General features: G+C 70.2%; 15 protein-coding genes. 6 read left to right on the top strand and 9 right to left on the bottom strand.

Features of this window, described 5'->3' with window-relative positions:
- Positions 1–74 precede the first annotated feature (74 nt).
- Together NLX83_RS12880 and NLX83_RS12885 are read right to left on the bottom strand one after the other, a co-directional pair.
- Positions 75–1,277, bottom strand: coding sequence for an ABC transporter permease (locus NLX83_RS12880; protein WP_254235051.1), 1,203 nt, complete (start codon positions 1,275–1,277; stop codon positions 75–77).
- The gene (locus NLX83_RS12885; protein ID WP_254235052.1) at positions 1,274–2,185 is read right to left on the bottom strand and encodes an ABC transporter ATP-binding protein; all 912 of its coding nucleotides are present in this window, start codon (positions 2,183–2,185) and stop codon (positions 1,274–1,276) included. Before NLX83_RS12885 ends, NLX83_RS12880 begins: the two co-directional genes overlap by 4 nt.
- Positions 2,186–2,318: 133 nt before the next feature.
- Here NLX83_RS12885 and NLX83_RS12890 point away from each other — a divergent pair, with 133 nt between their 5' ends.
- The gene (locus NLX83_RS12890) at positions 2,319–2,816 is read left to right on the top strand and encodes an FBP domain-containing protein (RefSeq protein ID WP_254235053.1); all 498 of its coding nucleotides are present in this window, start codon (positions 2,319–2,321) and stop codon (positions 2,814–2,816) included.
- On the opposite strand, the gene NLX83_RS12895 is transcribed toward NLX83_RS12890, so the two are convergent.
- Entirely contained in the window at positions 2,813–3,745 is a 933-nt protein-coding gene (locus NLX83_RS12895) for a phosphotransferase family protein (RefSeq protein ID WP_254235054.1), read from the bottom strand. The two genes, NLX83_RS12890 and NLX83_RS12895, sit on opposite strands and share 4 nt — an antisense overlap.
- Before the next feature lie 290 nt (positions 3,746–4,035).
- Between NLX83_RS12895 and NLX83_RS12900 the strand changes: the two genes are divergently transcribed.
- Positions 4,036–4,356: a YciI family protein gene (locus NLX83_RS12900; protein WP_254235055.1), complete on the top strand. Its 321-nt coding sequence runs from the start codon at positions 4,036–4,038 to the stop codon at positions 4,354–4,356.
- On the opposite strand, the gene NLX83_RS12905 is transcribed toward NLX83_RS12900, so the two are convergent.
- Positions 4,353–5,903 carry a glycerol-3-phosphate dehydrogenase/oxidase gene (locus tag NLX83_RS12905; protein ID WP_254236211.1) on the bottom strand — a complete coding sequence of 517 codons (1,551 nt, stop codon included), beginning with the start codon at positions 5,901–5,903 and terminating at the stop codon, positions 4,353–4,355. The genes NLX83_RS12900 and NLX83_RS12905 overlap by 4 nt on opposite strands.
- 26 nt (positions 5,904–5,929) lie before the next feature.
- Positions 5,930–6,586, bottom strand: coding sequence for a TetR/AcrR family transcriptional regulator (locus NLX83_RS12910; RefSeq protein ID WP_254235056.1), 657 nt, complete (start codon positions 6,584–6,586; stop codon positions 5,930–5,932).
- A gap of 16 nt (positions 6,587–6,602) precedes the next feature.
- Between NLX83_RS12910 and NLX83_RS12915 the strand changes: the two genes are divergently transcribed.
- From NLX83_RS12915 to NLX83_RS12925, 3 genes are all read left to right on the top strand, one after another.
- The gene (locus tag NLX83_RS12915) at positions 6,603–8,258 is read left to right on the top strand and encodes an FAD-binding oxidoreductase (protein WP_254235057.1); all 1,656 of its coding nucleotides are present in this window, start codon (positions 6,603–6,605) and stop codon (positions 8,256–8,258) included.
- A 173-nt stretch (positions 8,259–8,431) separates the two neighbouring features.
- Entirely contained in the window at positions 8,432–9,634 is a 1,203-nt protein-coding gene (locus tag NLX83_RS12920) for an amidohydrolase (protein WP_254235058.1), read from the top strand.
- Positions 9,635–9,675: 41 nt separating this feature from the next.
- Entirely contained in the window at positions 9,676–10,572 is an 897-nt protein-coding gene (locus NLX83_RS12925; protein WP_254235059.1) for a GNAT family N-acetyltransferase, read from the top strand.
- 140 nt (positions 10,573–10,712) lie between these two features.
- Here the strand turns inward: NLX83_RS12925 and NLX83_RS12930 are convergent, their stop codons facing one another.
- From NLX83_RS12930 to NLX83_RS12945, 4 genes are all read right to left on the bottom strand, one after another.
- Positions 10,713–11,090 (bottom strand): hypothetical protein, encoded by a 378-nt coding sequence (locus tag NLX83_RS12930; protein ID WP_254235060.1) that lies wholly within the window; start codon positions 11,088–11,090, stop codon positions 10,713–10,715.
- On the bottom strand, positions 11,087–13,861 hold the full coding sequence (locus NLX83_RS12935) for an FtsK/SpoIIIE domain-containing protein (RefSeq protein WP_254235061.1): 2,775 nt from the start codon (positions 13,859–13,861) through the stop codon (positions 11,087–11,089). Before NLX83_RS12935 ends, NLX83_RS12930 begins: the two co-directional genes overlap by 4 nt.
- A 64-nt stretch (positions 13,862–13,925) precedes the next feature.
- Complete coding sequence (locus NLX83_RS12940; RefSeq protein ID WP_254235062.1) at positions 13,926–14,174, bottom strand: hypothetical protein; 249 nt, start codon at positions 14,172–14,174, stop codon at positions 13,926–13,928.
- 3 nt (positions 14,175–14,177) lie between these two features.
- Complete coding sequence (locus tag NLX83_RS12945; RefSeq protein ID WP_254235063.1) at positions 14,178–14,438, bottom strand: hypothetical protein; 261 nt, start codon at positions 14,436–14,438, stop codon at positions 14,178–14,180.
- 371 nt (positions 14,439–14,809) lie between these two features.
- On the opposite strand from NLX83_RS12945, the gene NLX83_RS12950 reads away from it, so the two are divergent.
- Positions 14,810–16,543, top strand: coding sequence for a M14 family zinc carboxypeptidase (locus NLX83_RS12950; protein ID WP_254235064.1), 1,734 nt, complete (start codon positions 14,810–14,812; stop codon positions 16,541–16,543).
- Positions 16,544–16,610: the final 67 nt, after the last annotated feature.

A 16,610-nucleotide genomic window follows, 5' to 3' on the forward strand; every position in this document is an offset into this window, starting at 1 on the left:
GCCGGGGTTGGGGGCGGTTTGCGGTTGCTGGGGCGGGGGTCCGTGGTACTTGAAGACGCACCAACCGGGCTGGGTCAGGAGGCGCGGAGGGCGTCGCGGAGCTTGACGCGGCTGCCGGTGCGGAGCACGGCGTTGCCGAACACGCGCCCCGCCAGCCAGATCAGCCCGACCAGGGCGGCCGCGGCGAGAACGGCCGAGACGATCACCTGCCACGCCGGGGCGACGCCGAGCGCGGCGCGGGCGGGCATCACGATCGGCGAGAACGGCGGGATGAACGACAGCACCTCCAGCAGCTTGCTCTCCGGATCGCGCGGGATCGTGATGAACGTCAGCACGAACGGGATGATCGCGGAGAACATCAGCGGCTGGACAACGGAGTTGATGTCCTCCTGGCGCGACACCAGGGAACCCGCCATCGCGAACATCACCGCGTAGAGGAAGAAGCCGAGGAAGTACCAGACCACCGCGGACAGCACGGTCACCAGCACCGCGCCCTGCGGCAGCGTGAGCACCCCGAGCTGGATCGCCGCGGTGAGCCCGACCCCGGCCACGATGCCCATCTGCAGCAGGCCGACCAGCCCGATGCCGAGCACCTTGCCCGCGAGCAGCTGCCACGGCCGCACCGAGGACAGCAGCAGCTCGATGACGCGGCTGGACTTCTCCTCGACCACGCCCTGCGCGACCGCCATACCGAACATCAGCAGCGAGCCGTAGAGCAGGAAGGTCACGCCCATCGCCACGCCGAGCCGTTCCCCGCGCTCGGGGTCGTCGGGCTCGATGGTGCGCACCTCGAACTTCGCGCCCGCCACGGTGGTCCGCACCGCGTGCGGGTCCAGCCCGGCCTCGGCCAGCTCGGCGTCCAGCGCCTGCTGCCGCACCAGTCCGTCCAGCGCCGCGCGGACCTGGTTGCCGAGGTCCTTCTTCACCAGCACCTGGAGCTTGTCGGTGGCGCCGCTGACCAGGACGTCGAGCTCGCCCTCGGTGACCTGGCGCTCGCCGGTGGCGACGTCGGGCACGGTGGTGGTCGTGACGTCCTCGCCGAGCGCTTTCGCCGACGCCTTCAGCGGTTCGGCGAGCACGCTGGCCTGGCCGGTCATTCCGACCGTGGTCTGCGACATGCTCTTGCCGACGAAGAACATCACGCCGATGTAGGCGGCGATCACCACGATGATCGCGGCCGTGCCGATCACGAACGCCTTGGACCGCACGCGGGTGTTCAGCTCTCGCTTGGCCACCAGCCAAACGCCGCGGGACACGGAAACGGAGGTCTTGCTCATGCCGCGCGCTCCTCGGTGACCACGTTGCGGAACAGTTCGGTGAGGGTGGGCCGGAGCCGGGTGAACTCGTGCACCGGGCCGGTGTCCAGCGCGGCGCGGAGGAGCACCTGGTCGTCGGCGCCGTCGGCCAGCTCCACGACGGTGCGGCCGTCCACGTGGCTGAGCATCGTCACCCCGGGCAACTGGTCCGCCCAGCCGTAGGTGGCCAGCGGCGCGTGGACCTCGATCCGGTTGGCGCCGCTGGCGCGCAGCTCCTCGACCGTGCCATTGGCGACCATCTGTCCACTTCGGACAATTCCGACCCGGTCGCACAACCGCTCCACCAGGTCCAGCTGGTGGCTGGAGAACACCACGGGAACGCCCGAATCGCACTTGTCCCGCAGCACCTGGCTCATCACGTCCACCGCGACCGGGTCGAGGCCGGAGAAGGGCTCGTCCAGCACCAGCACCTCGGGGTCGTGCGCCAGCGCCGCGGCCAGCTGCACCCGCTGCTGGTTGCCGAGGGAGAGCTTCTGCACCTCCTCGTTGCGCCGCGCGGTCAGGCCGAGCCGTTCGGTCCACTCGTCGGCCGCCCTGCGAGCCGCCGCGGTGGTCATCCCGTGCAGCTCGGAGAGGTAGACCAGCTGTTCGGTGACCTTCATCTTCGGGTAGAGCCCGCGCTCCTCCGGCATGTAGCCGATGTGCCGCCGGGTCTCGAAGGTGATCGGCTCGCCGTTCCAGCGGATCTCGCCGGAGTCGGCCGAGAGCACGCCTAGCGCGATCCGCATCGTGGTGGTCTTGCCCGCGCCGTTGCTGCCGACGAAGCCGAACATCTCGCCTGCTCGCACGGAGAAGCTCATGTCCTGCAACGCCACGACGGAGCCGTAGCTCTTGGAGACCCGATCGATCTCCAGCACCGCGTCGGACACGGTGTTCTCCCTCCGGTGGGCGGTGGTCGGTAGTGCGAAGTCTGTCAACTCATCGACCAGGAGCACAAAAGAACACGGTCGAGTTCACAGATAACCGGTGGCCGTCGCCGTCGCACCGGCTTACCTTCACCGCATGGACCCGCTCAGCCAGGACGACATCCGGTCGTCGTTCGTGAACTGCTCCAAGGGCGAGGCCAAGGGCGTGACGCTGCCTGCCAGGGTCGAGACGATCCAGTGGGCGGACCTGGACTTCCTCGGCTGGCGCGACCCCAAGGCCCCCGGCAGGGCCTATCTCGTGCTCTGGCACGACGGTACGCCGGTCGGCCTGTCGCTGCGCGCGACCACGCCGCCCAAGGGCAGGCTGCGCTCGTCCATGTGCGGTTTCTGCATGACCGTGCACGGTGCGGCGGACATCGCGATGTTCTCCGCTCGCCGTGCGGGTGCCGCGGGCAAGGCGGGCAACACGCTCGGCACGTACCTGTGCGGTGACCTCGCGTGCTGCCTCTACGTGCGGCGCAAGCTCCGGTCGGAGGTGCCGCAGCCGAACGAGACGCTGACCGTCGAGGACCGGATCAGCCGCCTTGAGTCCAATGTGCGCCGTTTCGTCGCGGACGTGCTCGCCACGGTCTAGGTGCGGGCGAGGTGACGAATGTCCTCGGCGATGCCGGGAAGCGGGTCCGTGTGCTCGATGTCGGTGAACCAGTTCCACAGTTCGAGCGCGTGGAAGAGCGCGTAGGTCGCGAGGCGGTCCTGCCAGTCCTCCGGCAGCGGGCCGTAGCCTTCGAGTAGCCAGCCCAGTGTGGTGTCCCTGTTCTCCCCCGCGTAGTAGTGCGCCTTGGCCAGGTCGAGCAGCGGATCGGCGGAGATCACGTTCTCCACGTCGATGAGCCCTGTGACGCGCCAGCCGTCGATTCCTTTGCTCACCAACACATTGCCGTCGTGCAGGTCGTTGTGGCAGAGCACCGGGGCCTGGCAGCGGCCGAACCTTTCGGCGTGCTCGGCGACGTGCGCCCGGACCGCGTCGTGCGTCGCGGGGTCTCCGCCGAAGTCGAGGAACTCTTCGAGCTTGTCGGTGAACCGGCTGAGCATGTACTCGGAGTTGGTGGCGTACGGCTCCGCGATGTGCGTGGTGAGGTAGCCGTAAGCGTCCGTCCTGATCTCGTGCATGGCGGCGGTCAGCTCGCCGATCTGCCGATATACCCGCCGCGCCTGCGCTTCGTCGAGCGAAGCGCTTACTGACGACAACGGCTCACCGGGGAGCAGCGTGAGCACAGTGATGCCGCGCTCAGTGTGCAGGACCGACGGAGCGGCGATCCCGTGTTCGGCGAGGAGCCGGAGGACGTGCACTTCCTTGTCCTGCCTCGGTTGCAACCCCTCGGCATAGACCTTGGCGATCACCGAGTCCGCGGGTTCGGCGCAGCGCACCTCGTAGACCTTGTGCAACTGACCACCCGAACGCGGGAGGACTTCGGTGACCGTCGCCGCCGGTCGCGCGCGTCGCATGATCGCCTCGGCGATCGCCATGTCGAGCATCTTCCGCAGCGTAGGGATCGCGGTCACGTGTCGCGATCGAATTCCGCGGCACGGCGAGCGAGAAGCTCGGGGGCCAGGATGATCACGGCGCCCGTCTCGATGCGCAGAAGCCCTTCCGCGACAAGGGTTTGGAGCGCGGTTGACCGACACCCGAGTCGCGCCGACCGCCTCGGCCAGGCCCTGCTGCGCGCCGGGCAGGATGACCCTCGTGCCGTTGCGACCGGCCGCGCGCACCAACCAGGACGCGACGCGCGTGGTGGTATCGGCGAAGCTGGCGCGGACCAGATCGTCCTGTTGCTCCCGGAGTTCCCGGCGAGGTGGGCCAGGACGTGGCGGCGCGCGGCGGGGACGTCGTCGATGGCCGCGAACAGATCTCGCTCCCGTCTCCGCGACGATCAGATGGGTCGCCGGGCTGGCCTCGGACGACGATCACTTCATCGGCGTCGACGGTGCGCACGACGGAGCTGGCGGCGAGCCGTTCAAGCCGCTCCGGACCGTGGCCGGACGATTCCGGGGCTCTCCTGGTGTTCCGCGCCGACCGGGCCGGAGTGGACGCGATCATGGCCGACGATCCGTACTACACGACGCCCGGGGTGACGGTCGTGGCCCTGCGCCGTTGGCAGCCAATGATCGCTTAGACGCCCTCCAAAGCGCGCTGTACCAAGGATTCCACTCGTGCGGCCGCCTTTTCGCGGTCGGCGGGAACCAGGCCGATGCGCGTGCGCCGGTCCAGCACGTCGTCGGCGTTGAGCGCGCCTTCGTGCCGCACCGCCCACACCACCTCGGCCGCCGTGATGCCCGCGGCTACCTCCTCGGCGAGCTCGCCGTCGAACTCGCTGAGCGCGCTGATCCGTGGCGCCTCCGCGCCGTAGCGGGCGACGAGCGGAGCCGGAGCGTCCACAATGGACAGATAGCTCGGTGGGGCGGACCCGACGAGCGGAACGCGGTCGGTCCTCGACTCTCCGCAACGGAGATCTCGTTGCCGCACAATGGCATCGACGGCATCGGCGGCCATTCGCCGATAGGTGGTGAGCTTGCCGCCGACGACCGTGATCACGCCGTCGCGCGAACGCAGCACCGCGTGCTTGCGGGAAAGATCGGCGGTCTTGCCGTCCGCGGAGTCGATCAGCGGCCGCAGCCCGGCGTACGAGCCGATCACGTGTTTCCGACCGATTCGCCGCTCCAGTACCGAGGATGCGACGTCGAGCAGGAAGTCCACATCGGACTCCGGAACCTCCGGCACGTCGGGAACGGGCAGCTCGACCGGCTCGTCGGTGAGCCCGAGGTAGACCCGCCCACCGGCCTGCGGCAGCACCAGCACGTAACGGTTGCGCTCGCCGGGCACCGGAACCGTCAGCGCGGTCTGCGTGATGCCCAGGTCCGCACCGGAAAGCACGAGGTGCGAGCCCCGCGACGGCCGCAGCCGCACACCGTCGACGACCTGGCCCGCCCACACCCCGGCCGCGTTGATCACCGACTTGGCGCGGATGCCGAAGGAAGCCCCGGTCAGCTCGTCGCGGACCTCGGCACCATCGCCGCCGACCTTGAGCGCGCGGACGCGCGTCAGGATGCGCGCACCGAACCCGGCCGCCGTCCTGGCCAACGTGACGACCAGGCGCGCGTCGTCGATGAGCTGGCCGTCAAAGGACAACAACCCGCCGCGCAGTCCGGCCCGCCGCAGTCCGGGCGCGAGCGCGAGCGTTTCGGCGACCGGAACCCGACGCGGGCCGGGCAACACGGAGTTCGGCGTGCGAGCGGCTCTGCGGAGTGCGTCACCGGCGTGCAGACCGGCGAACAGCATCGCCTCGGAACTGCGAGAAATCCCGCCGCCCACACGGGTTTTCGCGTGCAGCGGGATGAGCTGGGGGAGTGCGCGGACGAGATGCGGGGCTGTGCGCGTCATCAGCAGTCCGCGCTCGACGGCGCTCTCGTGCGCCAGCGCCACATCCCCGCGTGCCAGATACCGCAGTCCGCCGTGCACGAGCTTGCTCGACCACCGCGATGTGCCGAACGCGAGGTCATGCGCCTCGACCAGAGCCACGGAGAGCCCGCGCGACGCGGCGTCCAACGCGGCACCGGCCCCGGTGACGCCGCCGCCGATGACGAGCACGTCGACGACCTCGCCGCCTGCCAGCGCTTCGAGCTCGGTGGCGCGGCGGCCCGCGTTGAGGGAGGTCGCCCGCAGTGAACCGGCGGGAAGCGGGGTCGCGGTCACGATGTCACCTCCGGTGTCAGTGCGGCGTCGAGCAGGTGCGCCAGTTCGGCGAACAGGGCGTGCTCGTCGATGTCCGAGGTCGCCGGGCGGAGCGAGAGCACCACGGTCTGCGCGGTCAGCAGCAGCACCCGCACCTGAGCGCTCGTCTCGCCGCGGCGGATCGAACCGTCGGCGTGCCCGGCGAGCACCTGGTCGTGGAGGAACTGCTCGGCGATGCGCTGCGTGCTGCCCAGCCGTTCGAACACGTACGGGATGAGCAGCTGCGGGTCGACTTCGAGCACGCTGCGCAGGAGCGGACTCGCGCTGAGCAGCCGCACCCCCTCCACCACGCACTCGACCAGCCGCCGCCGCGTGTGGCCGGAACCGTTGACGCCGTGGGCGACCTGGCCGAGGAGGGCGCCGAACTCCCTGGTCATGAGGGCCGCGAGCAGCGAGTTCACGTCGGGGAAGCGGCGGTAGAGCGTCATCCGGCTCACCCCCGCCCGCCGGGCCACCTCGCTCAGCGTCGTGCGCCGCACGCCCAGCGCCAGCACGCAGTCGCGCGCCGCGTCCAGCACGGTGTCGTCGTGCACCCGGTTCGCCGGGGGCCGCTGTTCCGCTGGCTGCTGTTCCGCTGGCCGCTGTTCCGCGGGGGTGTGACATTCGGCGGTCATGTGTCACACTCTAGCCGTGAACCAGCGCATCGACCACACCCTTCGCGGGAGCTGGACCTCGGCCCCCGCCGCCGAAGCGCACCTGCCGCCGCACGCGCTGCGCTGGTTGCGCTCCCGCACCGGCCTCGGCACCACGATCACCCCGGCGGCACCCGGTTCGATCCTCGCCGTCGCCGACTCGCGGCTCGGGTCGGCAGCGCGGACGGCGCTCGCGGAGGTGGTCGGCGAAGCGCACGTGCTGGTGGATCGCGATGCCCGGCTCGGCCGCGCGGGTGGACTGTCCTATGTGGACTTGATGCGGCGCCGCGGCGCGGGCGAACCCGACACGCCGGACGCCGTCGTGCTGCCCGCCGACCCCGAGCAGGTGCAGCGAGTGCTCGAAGTCTGCGTCGAGCACGACATCGCCGTGGTTCCCTTCGGCGGCGGCACGTCCGTGGTCGGCGGCGTGAACGCCTTGCGGGGCAACAAGAACGCGGTGATCTCACTCGACCTCGTCCACCTCGACCAGCTGGTGTCGGTCGACCCGGTCTCGCGCACGGCGGTGTTCCGCGCCGGAGTTCGCGCGCCCGACGCGGAGCGGTTGCTGGCCGCGCACGGCTTCACCCTGGGGCACTTCCCGCAGTCCTTCGAGCGCGCGACGCTCGGCGGGTTCGCGGTGACTCGCTCGTCCGGCCAGGCATCGGCCGGGTACGGGCGCTTCGAAGAGATGGTCATCGGAGTGCGAATGGCCACGCCACAAGGGGAAATGCGGCTCGGCGGAGTGCCGGCGTCGGCGGCGGGGCCGGACCTGAAGCGCTTGGTCATCGGCAGCGAGGGCCTGTTCGGCGTGGTCACCGAGCTGACGCTGCGCGTTCGGCAGACCCCGAGCGTCAAGCACTATGAAGGCTTCATCCTCGACGGGTGGGACCGTGGGGCGGACGCGGTTCGCGAACTGGCCCAGGGCAGAGCGCTCGCGGACGTCACGCGTCTGTCCGATGTGGACGAAACCGAGGTGTCTTTCGAGCTGTCCGGAGGCTGGAAGGTCAAGGCGCTCAAGGCATATCTGCGTGCGCGTGGCGTCGTGGAGCCGTGCGTGCTGATCCTGGGCTGGGAAACCGGGTCGCCGAGAGAGCTGGCAACGCGTCGCGCGGCGGCGCTGCACAAGCTCAAGCGCTTCCGGCCGGTCGCGGTCGGCCGCGCGCTCGGTGAGACGTGGCGCAAGGGGCGGTTCAACGGGCCCCGGCAACGGGACGTGCTGCTCGACGCGGGCGTGTGCGTCGAGACGCTGGAGACCGCCGCGACCTGGTCGAACCTGACCGCGCTGCGCACGGCCGTACGAGGAGCTCTGATCGATTCCCTTGGCACGCACGGCAGCAGCCCGGTCGTGATGTGCCACATCTCGCACGCGTACGAGACCGGCGCGTCGCTGTACTTCACGACGTTGACCCCGCGTTCCGCCGACGATCCCCTGGGGCAGTGGCAGCGCGCCAAGGTCGCCGCGTGCGAGGCGATCGTCCGGCACAGCGGCACGATCAGCCACCACCACGCGGTGGGTGTGGACCACGCGCCGTGGCTCGGGGCGGAGATCGGTGACCTGGGGCTCGAAGTGCTGCGCGCGGTGAAGCAGCGACTCGACCCGACGGGCGTGCTCAACCCGGGAAAACTCGTCGGCGACGCAAAACCGCTCCAGTGATCACGGTGGCAGGCCGGGTCCGAACGTCAGCGCCAGTGTGGAGCTGAGCAGCGACAACCGTGCCGCAGACCAGGAGGCTGCGCACGGTCCACCACGTGAGCGGTACGTGGATCTGAAGACGTACACGGAAGTCGATGCTGCTTCGTCGGGTGTAGCGGGATAGTGTGGCCTGGGTGACCGGTGATCTCCTGATCCGTTCGGTGCGACCCTGGCCCCACACCGCCGGTGGGCCCGAGACGGATGTCCTCTGCAAGGGCGGCAGCATTGCCGCGATCAACTCCGACATCCCGGCCCCGGACGGCATCGCCGTGGTGGACGGGCGCGGCGGGGTGCTGCTGCCCGCGTTCGCCGACGCGCACGCGCACCTCGACTCGACCCGCCTCGGCCTGCCGTTCCGCGAGCACACCGCGAGTCCTGGCCTGGCCGGGCTGATCGACAACGACCGCGCGAACTGGCGCTCGGCGGAGAAGGGCGTCGCCGAGCGGGCCACCCACACCCTCGGCCGCACGATCGCGGCCGGTGCGACCCTGGTCCGCAGCCACGCGCAGGTCGACACCGACTCCGGGCTCGAACGTCTCGAAGGCGTGCTCGCGGCGAAGGAGGCCCACGCCGCGCGGGCGACGGTGCAGGTGGTCGCCTTCCCGCAGTGCGGAATCCTGCGCGACCCGGGCACGGAGGACCTGCTCGACCAGGCGCTGCGCGCGGGTGCGGACCTCGTCGGCGGCATCGACCCGGCGGGCTACGACCGCGATCCCGTGCGCCACCTCGACATCGTCTTCGGCCTCGCCGAACGGCACCAGCGCGGGGTGGACATCCACCTGCACGACCCCGGCGAGCTGGGCGCCTTCGAGATCGAGCTGATCTGCGAGCGCACCGCCGCGCTCGGGATGGCGGGCCAGGTCACGATCAGCCACGCGTTCGCACTGTCCACTGTGGACTCCGATCGACAGGTCTCGCTGATCGACCTGATCGCCGCCAACGACATCGCCATCACGACTGTCGTAAGTGGACGGAGGGAGCCGTTGCCGCTGCGCCGCCTGCGCCGGGCCGGGGTGCGCATCGGCCTCGGCCAGGACGGCATCCGCGACTACTGGTCCCCGTACGGCAACGGCGACATGCTCGACCGCGCGTGGCAGCTGGCCTACCGCAGCGGTTTCCGGGCCGACGACGAGATCGAGATGTGCGTGGACATCGCCACCAGGGGTGGAGCGCACGCGCTCGGCGTCGACCGGCACCGCATGATCGAAGGCGACTCCGCCGATCTCGTCGTGGTCCCCGGTGACTCCGTGGCCGCGGCGGTGATGGACCGCGAAGTGCGCACGCTCGTGGTCCGCGCGGGCAACCTGGTCGCCGCGAACGGGGAGCTCTACGCCTGAAATCGGGAGACACGTGAGCCGGACGGCGGTATGAAGTCCCCATGAGCGACGTCGTCCGGAAGCACTGCGCCCGACTCGCGGCGCTCGACCCGCTCTTTCCCGTGATCACGCCGCCGGATCACACCCAGCGCATCGACGTGCCGGGCGCGGTCGGGTTCTTCACGGTCGAGCACAGCAGTCCCGATGTCGCGCTGTGGGCGGCGGCTCGCCGGCACGTCCTCCGGGTTCGCCTGAGCAACGGCACTCCCGACGAGCTCGGCCCGCTGCTCGACGAGTGGGACAAGCACCTCGCCGAGGCGTGCACGCCGGGCGACCGCGACGAGGCCGCGATCATCAACTGGCCGAGCCGCGACAGCCTCGCCGTGCGCGAGTTGGTGTTCCACGGCTTCTCGCCCGCGTCGGTCGTGGCCATCCGGCCGATCGGGCGCCCGATCCCGTCGCCTGTCAGCCCGCACGAGATCCGTGCGGCTGTGGAGGCGGACATCCCGGCGCTCACTGAGCTTTCCGTTGCGCTGCACAGTCATGACGCGCGCTACGGCCTGGTCACCGAGCGGCAGAACGCGCGCGAGGTGCTCGCCAAGGAGATGCGGGAGTCAGTGGCGGAGGGCATCGTTCTCGTTGCCGCACGCGACGATGAGGTTCTCGGGTTCGTCGAGGCGGAGGCCGGGGAGCGCGCGAGCTGGGCGCAGGCGATGGTCCTCGCGGAGCCGACCGCCTACCTCAGCAAGCTCTTCGTCCGCCCCTCGGCGCGCTCCGGCGGTGTGGCGGGCGCCCTGGTCTCGGAGATGCACTCCCGGCTGGACGCGGTCGGCGCACCCGTCACGCTCATGGAGCACATCTTGACCAACGAGTTCTCCACGCCCTTCTGGTACCGCCAGGGCTACCGTCCACTGTGGACCGTGTGGCAACGCCGCCCCATCCTCCGCCAGCCAGGTTAGGGCGTCTTCAAGTACCCCCGACCCCCCTCCCAGACGTCTCAAACGGCACCTAACCCCCCGCTCCGGGGAACCGGGGGTTTGCTGTGGTTTGAGACGTTTTTTGGTGGGGTTGGGGGTACTTGAAGACGCCCCGACCACGGTCAGTCGCGTTTGCGCGGGCGGAGGAGCGTTCGTTTGGCGAGTACCTCTTCGAGGGCCTGGCGGGTGCGCTCGACCTCGCCGTCGAAGTGGTTCTGGTCGGCGGCGGGGACGGACTCGGCGGGCTTGGGGAGCGGCTTGATGGTGAGCCACCGCTCGTCCCACAGGGCCTCTACCGCGGTCTCCCACTGGGTTTCCACGCTCATCCGCACCAGCCGTTCGCGGTCGGCGGCGCGCGCCAACCGCTCGCCGTTGCGCTCCACCTCAAGCTCCAGCTGACGCGCGCGTTCCTTGTCCCGGGCGCGCGTGCGCTGCACGGCCTCGTCCACCCGGCCGGTGATCTCGCGGTACCGCTGGCTCGCGGAGACGCCCTCGCTCACAGCTGACCTCCGGTGATGTCGAAGGGGATCACGACCTCGGGTCTGGCGTGCTCGAACCGGTCGAAGAACAGGCCGCGGCGCGGTCGCGGCGCCCAGCTGATGATCTGCCCGGCGGCCAGGCTCGACAGCTCCTGCCCGTGCACGTCCAGCGCCACCCAGCTGCCGATGTCGTCCAGCGCGCCGCCGATCAGCGAGCTCTTGAGCCGCTGGGCGCTGCGCCACCAGCCGATGACGTGCGTGCCGAACTCCGGGCCGTGCTTGAGCACGAACTTCATCGTGTCCAAACCGGACTGACGCGTGGTCGGATTTTTCTGCTCCAGCAACGGATATGCCGCGTCGATCGCGTAGAGCAGCACGTAGTGCGGGCGCGGGGTCTCGGTTCCGGTGCCGGACAACCGCGCGGTCAGCCCCTCGGCGAGCCCGTCCAGCTTGGCCCGGATGCCGTCGAGGTCGATCACGTCGACACCGTGCCCCGCGGTCTTCAGCTCGTCGGCCAGCGCCTTGGCGCTCTCCGTCGCGTCCTCTGTCAGGTAGGCGACGGTGAACTCCGCGTCGCCCGGATCATGTTGCCGGGAAAGCGAAAGCGCCGCCGCGCCGAGCACTCCGGTGGCGTCCCGCGCCACCGAGCCGATCGCCGCGATGTTGCGCCCGGGGGAGCGGACCAGGCGGACCTTCGCCGCACTGCCGCTGACGTCGATGACCTGGCCGAGCAACGCGGTCGGCACGACGGCTCCCGGGCTGAGCGCCACGAAGTCGTCCACAGTGGACAGTCGGGGCACCTTCTCGCCGTCGAAGAGCAACGGCTCTGCCAGGTTCTCCGTGCGCCGCTGCCACAGTTCGAGCTGGAGCGCGTCGAAGGTGCCCTTGCTCGTCGCGTCCGGCACGCGCGCGACCTCGTTGCCGTGCCGCACACCGGAGTCGTGGTTGATCACCGCGTGCCTGCGCGGGACCTCCATGGCGGCCATGTTGGTCTCGGCGAGCACCCGCCGCGCCTTGGGCAGCGCCACCCGCAGCACGAACTGCTCGAAGATCGCCGGCTTGCCCCAGAACGCCTCGATGCCGGAGACGTCCTGGCTGGAGAGCACCAGGTGGATGCCCTGCGACCGGCCGCGCCGCGCCACGTCCTCCAGCAGCCCGACCGCGCGGCTGGTCACCGCGTCCCGCTCGGCGAAGAGGTACTGGAACTCGTCGATCACCGCCACGATCCTGGGCCAGCGGCCGGACGGGTCCTCGGCGCGCAGCTCCTCCAGCTTGGTGACCTCGTGGTGCTTGGCCGCGTCCGCCCGCCGCCGCATCTCCTCGGCGAGGAACCTCAGCAGCGCCAGGCCGAACTCCCGGTCCGCGTTGACGTTCACGCCGACCAGCCGCGCGTGCGGCAGCCAGCTCGGGTCCTTGCGGCCGGGGGTGAACTGCGCGAAGGACACGCCCTCCTTGAAGTCGAGCAGGTACAGCTCCAGCTCGTCGGGGGAGTAGCGGGAGACCAGCGCGCCGAGCATCGCGTACAGGAAGTTCGTCTTGCCGGAACCGCTCGGCCCGCCGACGAGCACGTGCGGTGAGGCGTCGCCGATGACCATCGAGACCGGTTCGCCGTCGTGGTAGCCGATCGGCGCCTCCAGCCCGGAGGCCGAAGCGGAGTGCCACCGCGACTCGGGCAGCAGGTCGTCGAAGGTGCAGACCCGGCTCCTGCGCTCCAGCAGCGCCTCGGAGATCGCCCCGCAGGCCCTGGTGACCTGCTCGCGGGGCAGCTGCGGGTCGAGCGCGACCGACGCGTGCGGGCCGGTCATCGAGCAGCGGACGATGCCGTCCTTGCCCACCCGGATCGTCTCCAGCGGCGAGTTCACGGTGATCGGCAGGTCGACCAGGATCAGTTGGATGCCGCAGGCGAGGCCGTTGCGGGCGATGCGTTGCAGCTTCTGCTGGAGCTGTTCCTCCAGCGCCGTGCGGTTGCCGAAGAGCACGGCCACCCGCCACGGCTCACCGCGCTTGCCGGTCGCGTCGGCCACCGCGCGCAGCGACGGCCTGCCGTCGACGAGCACGCTGGTGTGGATGCGCCGGATGTGCTCGGCGAACTCGTCCAGCAGCTCGTGCAGCCGCGCCGGGTCGTGCACGGTCAGCAGCCCGGCCCTGGCCAGCGGGTAGAGCCCGGGCAGCGCACCGGTGAGCTGGGCGACGTCCCAGACGTGCAGCTGCACCGTTCCCGGCTGGAAGTAGCTGATCAGCCGCAGCAGCAAGGCCTCGACGGTGCCCTCGATGTGCCCGCGCGTCTCCGGGGTGGAGCTGAACGACAGGTGCGACTCGTCCAGCAACGGGACGGCGGCGGGGAACTCCTCGCGCTCCGGCGCGCGGTCGATCACCGCCGACCCGACCCGCCACAGACCGGGCAGGTCGGCGCTGCCGTCGCGCTGGCCCGCGTGCCCGAGCCAGGTCTGCCACGGTTCCCCGGCCGGTCCCGGCGCGGCCTCGGTGACCAGTCGGTGCAGCTCCAGCGGCCCCTGGCCGGTCCAGCCGGTGAAGATGCCCTGGTACTCGTCGAGCGCCTGCTGGATCACCGGCTTGAGCAGCGGGTTGTCCAGGCAGCGGCGGAAGGTGGGGTCGTCGACCGCCGTGGTGACCCCGGTCTGCCGGATCCACAGCTCGAACATGCTGCGGGCATGGGCCACCGCCGCCCGCGAGTGGTCCCGGGCGGCCGCGCCGAGGGCAAGGCCCACGGTCTCGCGGAACTCCTCGAACGCGTGCTCGATCTTCCTGCGGCGTTCGGTCCGCTTGTTCAACGCTCACCCCAACGGCGTTGTCGGTGTCCCCATGATCAAGTTATCAACGGTACGGCACGGCAACTCACAGTGCCGACGCGAAACCGTCGACCGCCTCCGCGCCCTCGGCCAGCGCGCCGAGCAGCCGCTCCAGCAGCTCCTCCGCCCTGGCCAGCTCCGGCGGCAGCAGCGAGCGCTGGTGACCGGAGGACACGTCGGTGAACTCCTCGGTGGCCTCCGCCAGCTTCTCCGCCGCGACGCGCGCGTGGTGCCCGGCCGCGCCGAGGTGCTGACGTACCACCTCGAACGCGGCCCGCAGTTCGGCGACCGACACGGCCTACAGCCGGTTCGCGTAGTCCTCGGCGGTCGAGATCGCCTGGGTGACGCCGTTCTGCACGTTGTTGAGGTCCTCAAGCATCTGGGTGAACATGCCCTGGATCTTCTCGGCGTCGTCCTGGGCGCTGCCCTCGGACGCCTGCACGAACGCGTTCTGCGCTTCTTCGATGGCCGAGGCGGCCTGCTGGAGGGCGGCGATGCTCTCGTTCGCCTTTTCGGTGGCCAGGCTGATTCCCGCTCGAACCTGCTCGACGCTTGCCATGTCGCTTCAGCCCTTTCAACACCTCGTGCACTGCGGCCGACTCCTGTGGGCCCCACCGGCCGCACTTCGAAAGTAATACCGGTCCGGTCCAACCGCGCAAGCACGAGGGAACAAGATCGGCCGATAGGGCGTCTGGCACCATCGCCCACGCCCCCACCTGTGTGTCTTCCGATCGGGTGCGCTCCGATGAGCGCAAGCCGGTAACCGAATGACGTGTCTAGGCAAACCGAGGAAAATTCCTAACTCACCCACTGGTGCCGCCGCCCAGGCGGCATTTCCGTGTGGAGACGGTGGGCCGTCTGGCGGATTGTCGGCGGTCGGCGCCGAACAACAGGATTTCTCCCGTCACCCATGACGAAGGGAACTCCTCCATGCCAAGACGCTCAGGTCGTCTCCGCAGCGCTCTCGCCGCCACCGCGGTCGCGCTGGCGGTGGCCGCCCTCGCGCCGGCCGCCACCGCGGCCCCCGGTGCCGAGCAGCCCCAGGTCTTCGACGTCACCGCGCCCGGCCAGGACGTGGCCGCGCTGGCCCGGCGGCTCGCCGAGAAGGGCTTCGACGTGGTCTCCCGGAAGGGCGGCGAGGTCCAGGTCCTCGGCACGAAGCGGACCCGGGGTGAGCTGGCCGCCGAAGGCGCCTCGGTCGTGCGCAGCACACCGGGCCCCGCGCCGGTGGTGGCCGCGGCGGCTTACCCGAAGCCGAAGCTCTTGGCGGACAAGGACTATCCGACCCATTACGGCGGATACCGCACCGTGGAAGGCTTTCACGCCTTCACCCGAGACGTCGCCGCTGCCTACCCGTCACTGGTGCGGCGCGTCGAGTACGGGAACTCGTGGAAGAAGACGCAGGACCCGGGCGCGGGCAACACCTTGGAAGCGTTGTGCATCACCGCGAACGCGGCGAGCGGGTGCAAGACCGACCCGAACTCGACGAAGCCCCGGTTCCTGCTGATGGCGCAGATCCACGCGCGCGAGCTGACCACGAGCGAGCTGGCGTGGCGCTACATCACGAAGCTGGTGGACGGCTACTCCGATGACGCGGACGTGACCGCGGTGCTCGACGGCACGGAGATCTGGGTTGTGCCGCAAGTGAATCCCGATGGCATCAAGTGGGTCGAGTCCGGCTTGAAGGGCGAGACGGGGCCCGCCAGCAACTCCTGGCAGCGCAAGAACATCAACAACACCAACGGTGCCGAGCCCTGCCGCGGCAACTCCGGCTCGCAGTTCGGCATCGACCTCAACCGCAACTGGGACTCCAACTGGGGCAAGGCGGGTACGTCCACCGGCACCTGCAACCAGGTCTACAAAGGACCGAAGGCGGCTTCGGAGCCCGAGGTCTCGCAGCTCTCGACGCTGTTCTCGAAGCTCTTCGCGGACCAGCGCGGCCCGGCCCCGACCGACCCGGCGCCCGCCACCACCCGCGGCGCGATGATCACGCTGCACACGTACTCGAACCTGGTGCTGTTCCCGTGGGGTTACGACGGGAACGTCAAGGCGCCCAACGACTCCGGCCTCCGCTCGATGGCGTTCCGGATGAACCACTACAACGGCTACGACGCCGGTCAGCCGGGCGAGGTCCTCTACGACGCGTCGGGCACCACGGACGACTGGGCCTACGACAAGCTCGGCATCGCGTCCTTCACCTACGAGGTCGGTCCGCCGTCTGGCGAGTGCTCCGGCTTCCACCCGGCCTACACGTGCCAGGACCGCTTCTGGCGGGAGAACGAGAACGCCTTGCTGTACGCGGCAAAGGTGGCTGCGCAGCCGTACGTCGCGGCCCAGGGCCCCACGGTCTCCGGCATCACCGTCGCGCGCGCCCGTGGCCAGTTCGCTTCCTTCACCGCGAAGGCCGATGACGACGCCTACGGCAGGGCGGGCATCGGTCGTCCGGCTGCGCAGAACATCGCGGCGGCGGAGATCTACCTCGACAAGGCCCCGTGGGCCGGTGGCACCCCGCAACCCCTCGACGTCCGCGGAACGGGTCCCACCGTGGAGATCGGCGGCGTCGTCCCCACGGCGGACACCGCCAAGCGCCTCGCGTACGTCCGCGCGAAGGACGCCGCGGGCAACTGGGGCCCCTTCACCGCCACCTGGCTCCCCGCCCACTGACCCAGCGCGGCTGTTTTCCCGTTTCGTACTCTTGCCGGGATTTGGGAGCGCTCTCTCGCCCGGTAAG

It is taken from the genome of Allokutzneria sp. A3M-2-11 16 (genome assembly GCF_024213555.1).
Taxonomy (GTDB): domain Bacteria; phylum Actinomycetota; class Actinomycetes; order Mycobacteriales; family Pseudonocardiaceae; genus Allokutzneria.

What these genes read in the sequence shown, in the direction of transcription:
- NLX83_RS12945 (WP_254235063.1), bottom strand. Translation starts at nt 14,438, where the DNA reads ATGGCAAGCGTCGAGCAGGTTCGAGCGGGAATCAGCCTGGCCACCGAA.
- NLX83_RS12910 (WP_254235056.1), bottom strand. Translation starts at nt 6,586, where the DNA reads ATGACCGCCGAATGTCACACCCCCGCGGAACAGCGGCCAGCGGAACAG.
- NLX83_RS12925 (WP_254235059.1), top strand. Translation starts at nt 9,676, where the DNA reads ATGAGCGACGTCGTCCGGAAGCACTGCGCCCGACTCGCGGCGCTCGAC.
- NLX83_RS12880 (WP_254235051.1), bottom strand. Translation starts at nt 1,277, where the DNA reads ATGAGCAAGACCTCCGTTTCCGTGTCCCGCGGCGTTTGGCTGGTGGCC.
- NLX83_RS12950 (WP_254235064.1), top strand. Translation starts at nt 14,810, where the DNA reads ATGCCAAGACGCTCAGGTCGTCTCCGCAGCGCTCTCGCCGCCACCGCG.
- NLX83_RS12890 (WP_254235053.1), top strand. Translation starts at nt 2,319, where the DNA reads ATGGACCCGCTCAGCCAGGACGACATCCGGTCGTCGTTCGTGAACTGC.